Origin of the sequence: Streptomyces sp. NPDC049577 (genome assembly GCF_040675635.1) — a bacterium.
In the GTDB taxonomy this organism is placed as follows: domain Bacteria; phylum Actinomycetota; class Actinomycetes; order Streptomycetales; family Streptomycetaceae; genus Streptomyces.
Window position 1 is genome coordinate 1 of record NZ_JBFAPH010000422.1, and the last position, 4,599, is coordinate 4,599.

A 4,599-nucleotide genomic window follows, 5' to 3' on the forward strand; every position below is an offset into this window, starting at 1 on the left:
TGATCCAGACGAAGGCCGCTTCCGCGTACGGCGGTTACCGAACCGAGTGATCAAGTACGACGCCTCTTTCGACGTCAGACGTTAAAGATCAAGCTAGTCGCCGCTGCCTTCGGCGAGAGTGTGCGCGACGAGTGCGTTGGCGTGTCCGTGGCCCAGGCCGTGCTCGGTCTTGAGCCAGGTGACGAGCTCCATGTGCTTGGTCAGGGGTGAGGTGCGGAGGAGTTCCTTCCAGTCCGCGATCGGGCGGCCGTACTTCTTCTCGATCGAGGGGAAGTAGCTGGCGGGTCCCTTTACCGGTGCGGTCATGGCGTGTCCTGTCTCCGAGTTGATGATGGGGACGTGCGGGGATGCGCGGGTCGCGGGGCGCGCCTACGCCTCGGCGGCGAGGCGGGCGGTGACCGCGGTGAGCCACAGGAGGCCGAGGCCGGCGCCGGCGGTGAAGGCCAGGACGGTGGCGGAGGAGCCCGCGAAGCCGACGAGGACGCCGAGGGGCACGAGGCGGGAGCCGAGGGCCCATCCGCGGTGCCGGCGGGCGGCGAAGTGGCGGGCCAGAACGAGGAAGGCCGCGCACAGGGCGAGGTAGCCCACCATGCCGCTGAGCATGTGGACGGCGCCGTGCGGGCTCAGCGAGGCGGCGTGGTCGTCAGGGGCACCGGCGGGGAAGCCGCCGCCGGGGTCGGCGGTGAACACCGCGGCGAGCAGGAAGGAGGCGCCGAAGACACCGACCAGTCGCGGCGCCCACGTCCCGCCCGTTGTCGCGCCCAGCACGCGGCGCATGCCGACCGCACCGGCGATGACCAGTACGCCGGTCAGCAGGAAGCCGGCGATCTGGATCCAGCCGAGGTCGCCGAGGCTGAGCTGGCTGATCGCGTTGCGGGTGAAGTTGAAGCCGTCGCGCGTCAGGCCCTGGACCATGCCCAAGCCCAGGAACAGCGGGCCCGCCAGAATGCCGCCGGCCACCAGGGCGCGGGTCGCCGGACGGGTCGATGGCGGGACGGCGGCGGTGGCGAGCGGAGCGTCGATGGTGTGGGTCATCGTGTGTCTTCCCCCGTGAACAGAACTGGACGGTTTGGTACTCGCCGAGCGACGAGCGCTACAGTAGGGCGAGAGAACTAGACTGTCCAGTACCGATTCGAGGAGCCGTCATGGAAGCGAGCGATCAGAGCCGGTCCGCTCTCAAGCGCAAGGCGATCACGGACGCCGCGACCCGGGCGTTCATCGACAAGGGCTACTCCGGCACCAGCATGGACGACATCGCGAAGCTGGCCGCGGTCTCCAAGCAGACCGTCTACAAGCACTTCGCCGACAAGGAGAAGCTGTTCGCCGAGATCGTCCTGGCCACCACCGACCGGGTCGACGCCATGGTCGACCTGGTGGCCGGCATCCCGGCGGACGCCGGCGCGCTGGAGGAGAACCTCACCCGGCTCGCCCGCCAGTTCCTGGCCGCCCTCACCCAGCCCCAGGTGCTCCAGCTGCGGCGCCTGATCATCGCCAACGCCGACTCCTTCCCCGAACTGGGCGCCGCCTGGTACGAGCAGGGCTTCGAACGGGTCCTCGCCACACTGGCGGCCACCTTCCGGCGTCTCGCCGACGAGGGACTGCTCCGGATCGACGATCCGCTGCTGGCCGCCAATCACTTCTCCGGCCTGCTGCTCTGGATCCCCGTGAACAAGGCCATGTTCCACGGCGGCCCCCGGCACACGCAGGAGGAACTCGACCGCTATGCCACCGCCGGCGTCGAGGTGTTCCTCAACGCGTACCGATGAGTACTCCTCGCGCGCGGCGAGAAAATGCCGGACGTGCGGCTGCCACTCATGACCCTCGAACGCGGCGCGGTCCGCGTACAGCTCGTAGAAGACCCGGACGTTCGCGGCACCGGGCACGCGGTGGTTCACGTACACCAGCGTTCCCGGCTCGTGCGGCCGAGCGCAGGGCGGACCGGGTGCCGTGTGCGGGTTATCTGTCGAACTCGTACTCCAGCACGTACGACGCGGAGTCGAGGGTCATCTCGTTGACCTCGACCACCCTCCCGCTCGCCGCGAACGCGGTACGGCAGATGAGGACGACGGGCGTACCCGGCGCCAGGGCGAGCTGCTCGGTCTCCTCGCCGGACGGCATCCGGCAGCGGATCTCCTCGCGGAAGTGGACGGGCTTGTGGCCGAGTTCCGCGAGGCGCGCGTACGTGCCGCCAGGCCCGGTGTCCGGCCGGGTGATGGCCGAGCCCGTCACAAGGCCGGCGGGGAGGTAGGAGGTGGAGAGCAGCACCGGCTTGTCGTCCAGAACGAAGCGTCGGCTGCGCACGCACACGGCCTCCTCCGGGGCCAGACCGAGCGCGTCCGCGATGTGAGCCGGTGCGGGGCGTTCGCTCACGTCGACCTGGTCCACGACAAGCGTGCGGTCCTCGATGTCGCCCGACCATATGGACTGTCCGTTGCCCCAGGACTCCTGGGCGAGGCGCTGAATGCCCCGGCGGCAGATGGGACGGAACGGGCGCCCGAAGTCCTGGTTCACTGTTGAGTGGTCCCCTCTCCCAAGCCCAGCCGGTTCCGGCCGGGTACTCATGCGGCGGGCGTCAGTCGCCGGCCGTCATGGGTTCGTACGTGCGGGGCGTCGTCGCTGAGGGCGTCGAGCAGGCGGACGGCGTAGGCCTCGGCCATCAGATCGCCGATCTCCTGCGGAGTGAGCCAGCCGACGGCTGTGGTCTCGGCAGAGGTGCGCTCGCTACCGCCGACCGGTGTGCAGCGGAAGACCAGCGCGACGATCCCGCGCGTCATGTTCTTGTAGACCCCGGTCAGCCGGCCGACGGTGACGTCGATGCCGGTCTCCTCCAGCACTTCCCTCCGGGTGCCGGCCTCCGGGGACTCCTCGATCTCCAGGACCCCGCCCGGAAGCTCCCAGCGCCCGTTGTCCGCCCGCCGGATGGCGAGAACGCGCCCGTCGTCCCGTACGACGGCTCCGGCCACCGACACCGAGTGGAGCGGCGCGGGCCTGCGAGACTGGGCAGCTGTACTCATGCGGACGAGCATAGGAGGCGGGCAGCGTCATGGGGAACGAGGTCTCGCGGGACTCGGGCAAGCCGCGTTACCTGCAGATCGCGGATGACCTGGCTCAGCAGATCCGGGTCGGCGTACTGAAGCCAGGTGCCCAGGTACCCAGCGAGTCCGAGGTGATGGAGCGCTATGGGGTCTCACAGGGAACCGTGCGCAAGGCAATCGCCGAGCTCAGGACATCCGGGCTGGTGGAGACCCACCATGGGCGCGGCTCGTACGTCAAGGAATTGCTTCCCGTGCGGCGAAAGTCGTCGGACCGGTTCCGCCGTTCACACCGGAGAGACGGCAAGGCCGCCTACCTCGTCGAGGCCGAACAGGCCGGCCACGAGCCGAACGTACAAGTGCTCTACGTCGGCCCCGAACAGGCGCCTGCCGACATCGCCCGCCACATGGGCCTCGCTCCCGGCGAGAAGGTGCTTGCCAGGCGGCGTCGCTACTTCAGCGACGGCACACCGACCGAAGAGGCCACCTCCTACCTGCCGTGGTCGGTGGCGTCAGCGATCCCGGATCTGTTCAGCGAGAACCCCGGCAGCGGTGGCATCTATGCACGGCTTGAGGAGCACGGGCACATCCTGGCCGAGTACGTCGAGACTGTGCGGGCTCGCCTCGCCACAAAGCAGGAGGCAGCAGCGTTGCGGCTCAGCCCCGGGGCGCCAGTGATTCACCTGCTGCGAGCTGCTGTGACGAGTGAAGACCAAGTGGTGGAGGTCTGCGACACGATCATGGCCGCTGATCGCTTCGTGCTCGACTACCGGATCCCCGCGAGCGAATAGGGCTCTCTCCTGGTCGCGATGGCTAGGTCATCACCCTTTCGAGTCAGCACAGTTGGCTCATGTACAGGAGTCGCGGGACGCTCGTGGCGCATGACTCATATACATAAGTGCATGTGCTGGTTCCTTGCTGGCCGAGAGTCAAGCTCGGGGAGCACCGGGCTGCTGGGGCCAGCGCTTGAGAGGTCTGGAGGTTTGGTTGGAAGGCACGGTCGACGAGGCAGTGGAAGAGCCCAGGAAATGGGCTTGCCCGAAATGCCAAGAGATCAAGGCCAGGCATTGGGACGCCGTCCGGCGAGATGACAACCGCGCGGCGAGGGCCACGATTGTGGCGATGGGACGGCATCTTCGGACGGCACACCCGTGATGCCCCCGCTTGCCGCAGTCAAAGGTACGTGCCCTTCTCCGGATCATGTGTGGGCGAGTGGTGGTGGAGTAAAGACCTGTACACGGTGCGGAACGAGGCGGTTCCTCGACTACCGGGCGCTCACCACAGATCTGTCTGAGCCGGCTCCCCCACGACAAGCAATGGTCATGGGTACCGGAACGCTAAGCGTTCGGGCCTGGCGCCACCCTCAAGAGGCTCTCCGAAAGAGGCTGCGCGAGCTCAACAGGCACAGCGCGCGCGGGCGGCCATGAGCGCCCGCAGGCCCCTGCCTGGCATCCGCATGGCGACTACCGCACGGGAGCCGCAACAACCCAGCGAATGGAGCCCCGACTTGGGTGGCAAGGGACCCCGGCGCCGGAACCGGAGGAGGGCGGCGATGGCGATGGCTGAC

At 68.3% G+C, this 4,599-nt stretch carries 6 protein-coding genes and 2 pseudogenes; 3 read left to right on the plus strand and 5 right to left on the minus strand.

Translation table 11 applies throughout. The features are described 5' to 3' along the window. Positions 1–93: 93 nt before the first annotated feature. Together AB0K09_RS30025 and AB0K09_RS30030 are read right to left on the minus strand one after the other, a co-directional pair. Positions 94–306 (minus strand): DUF4287 domain-containing protein, encoded by a 213-nt coding sequence (locus tag AB0K09_RS30025; protein WP_366068562.1) that lies wholly within the window; start codon positions 304–306, stop codon positions 94–96. Positions 307–369: 63 nt separating this feature from the next. Then, positions 370–1,035, minus strand: coding sequence for a DUF998 domain-containing protein (locus tag AB0K09_RS30030; protein WP_366068563.1), 666 nt, complete (start codon positions 1,033–1,035; stop codon positions 370–372). Positions 1,036–1,145: 110 nt separating this feature from the next. Here AB0K09_RS30030 and AB0K09_RS30035 point away from each other — a divergent pair, with 110 nt between their 5' ends. Then, a complete protein-coding gene (locus tag AB0K09_RS30035) occupies positions 1,146–1,766 on the plus strand; it encodes a TetR/AcrR family transcriptional regulator (RefSeq protein ID WP_366068564.1) in 621 nt (206 codons plus the stop codon). Positions 1,767–1,793: 27 nt separating this feature from the next. Here the strand turns inward: AB0K09_RS30035 and AB0K09_RS30040 are convergent. From AB0K09_RS30040 to AB0K09_RS30050, 3 genes and pseudogenes are all read right to left on the minus strand, one after another. Then, positions 1,794–1,907, minus strand: a pseudogene (locus AB0K09_RS30040) (antibiotic biosynthesis monooxygenase); the annotation flags it as partial. 49 nt (positions 1,908–1,956) lie between these two features. Next, a pseudogene (locus AB0K09_RS30045) lies at positions 1,957–2,499 on the minus strand (UTRA domain-containing protein); the annotation flags it as partial. A gap of 59 nt (positions 2,500–2,558) precedes the next feature. After that, positions 2,559–3,014, minus strand: coding sequence for an NUDIX domain-containing protein (locus AB0K09_RS30050; RefSeq protein WP_366068565.1), 456 nt, complete (start codon positions 3,012–3,014; stop codon positions 2,559–2,561). A 29-nt stretch (positions 3,015–3,043) separates the two neighbouring features. Between AB0K09_RS30050 and AB0K09_RS30055 the strand changes: the two genes are divergently transcribed. Together AB0K09_RS30055 and AB0K09_RS30060 are read left to right on the plus strand one after the other, a co-directional pair. Then, complete coding sequence (locus AB0K09_RS30055; RefSeq protein WP_366068566.1) at positions 3,044–3,823, plus strand: GntR family transcriptional regulator; 780 nt, start codon at positions 3,044–3,046, stop codon at positions 3,821–3,823. A gap of 363 nt (positions 3,824–4,186) precedes the next feature. Then, a complete protein-coding gene (locus tag AB0K09_RS30060; protein WP_366068567.1) occupies positions 4,187–4,459 on the plus strand; it encodes a DUF6255 family natural product biosynthesis protein in 273 nt (90 codons plus the stop codon). Positions 4,460–4,599: the final 140 nt, after the last annotated feature.